1 protein-coding gene is annotated in these 1,817 nt (G+C 35.6%); it reads left to right on the top strand.

Annotated elements, in window-relative coordinates:
- Positions 1 to 85 precede the first annotated feature (85 nt).
- Positions 86 to 1,723 carry a peptide ABC transporter substrate-binding protein gene (locus tag G577_RS0110340; protein WP_028791094.1) on the top strand — a complete coding sequence of 546 codons (1,638 nt, stop codon included), beginning with the start codon at positions 86 to 88 and terminating at the stop codon, positions 1,721 to 1,723.
- Positions 1,724 to 1,817 lie beyond the last annotated feature (94 nt).

Raw genomic sequence — 1,817 nt, 5'->3', positions numbered from 1 at the left:
AATGTTATTTATTTTATTTTCAAAGAACCAGAATGTTTGCATCAGAGATGATGCTTATAAATATATTTTACGAGGGGGAACTTCAATGAAAAAGAAAATTGTATGGGGTTGGATGAGTTTGATGATGACTACTACTCTTGTTGGTTGTACAACTGGGCAAAATGCAGAAAATACCAGTTCAGAAAATGGGAACGAGCAAACAGTTAACTTAATGGAAAGTAACGAAGTCGCTTCTATGAATACACTTGTCACACAAGATACGGCGAGCATCAATGCGCAAGTCCATGTCTTTGAAGGTTTATATCGTATTGACCAAGATAATGAAGTTGTTCCAGCCGTAGCAACAGATATGCCGGAAATTTCCGAAGATGGGAGAACTTATACAATTCAACTACGAGATGATGCCAATTGGAGTAATGGCGACCCAGTCACTGCGGATGATTTTGTTTATGCTTGGCAACGTTTAGCAAGTCCAGAAAATGAAGCAAACTATATGTTTTTACTTGATGGAACAATTGAAAATGGCGCTGAAATTATTAATGACGGGATGAGTCCTGAAGAATTAGGTGTTACGGCTATTAACGATAAAGAGCTAGAAATACAATTGGAAAAACCAGTTCCTTATTTTACATCACTTATGACTTTTCCTCCATTTTTCCCCCAAAATGAAGCTTTTGTAGAAGAACAAGGAAGAGAGTATGGGAATAATAGTGAACAAATATTGTCGAATGGTGCTTTTAATATGGAGAATTGGGATCAGTCCTCCATAGAATGGGATTTAACAAAAAATCCAGAATATTACGATGCGGATAAGGTCCAATTGGAAAATGTCCATGTAGATGTTATCAAAGAAGCAGTGACTTCATTTAATTTATTCCAAAGTGGAGAATTAGATCAAGCGGAAATTTTCGGTGAACATGTTAAACAAAACGAAGATAATCCAGATCTGCAAAAGGTCCCTGACTCAAAAATATTTTATTTTAAAATGAATCAACAAAAAAATGATCAAGACACTATTTTTGCTAATAGTGATGTAAGGAAAGCTATAGCTTATGCCATTGATAAAGAAAGTATAGTCGATGAGGTATTAGCAGATGGGTCATCAGCGAGTTACGGTTATATTCCAAAAGATTTTGTTAAAAATCCAGAAACTGAAGCAGACTTCCGTGAGGACGCCGGAGTTTTGATGGAATCTAATGAAGAAAAGGCCAAAGAACATTGGGATAAAGCCAAAGAAGAAATTGGTGATGAAATCACTATCGAACTATTGACCTCCGATGAAGACGATGAGAAAAAAGTAGCTGAAGCCGTTCAATATCAATTACAAGAAGCACTACCTGGTTTAACACTTGAAGTTAAATCTGTTCCTTTAAATAACTCAATTGAATTAACCAGTAACAGTGAATACGAGCTTGCAATGGGACGTTGGGGGCCTGATTATCAAGATCCTATGACTTACCTAGAATCACTGCGCTCGCCAAACAATACAAATTATGAAAGTGAAGACTATAATGAATTATTAGATCAAATTTCTAACGATTATGGAAATGATCCAGAAACACGTTGGCAAGCGATGATCGAGGCAGAAAGAATATTAGTTGAGGAGGATACAGCGATTGTTCCACTATATCAACAAACTCGTTCTTTATTAATTAACGATAATTTGAATGGTATGTATTACCCAAGTTTTGGTGCCTCAACTATTTTTAAATATGCTACTTAATGCCTCCTGATCATAGCTAATTTGTTGGATTACCAACATTCATTCAATTTATTTGTTAAAATAGATGCAAGGTTTCTTACGGTAAGACCATTAC

Source organism: Tetragenococcus muriaticus DSM 15685 (genome assembly GCF_000423785.1).
Lineage (GTDB): Bacteria > Bacillota > Bacilli > Lactobacillales > Enterococcaceae > Tetragenococcus > Tetragenococcus muriaticus.
This window is presented reverse-complemented; position numbering and strand designations above follow the sequence as displayed.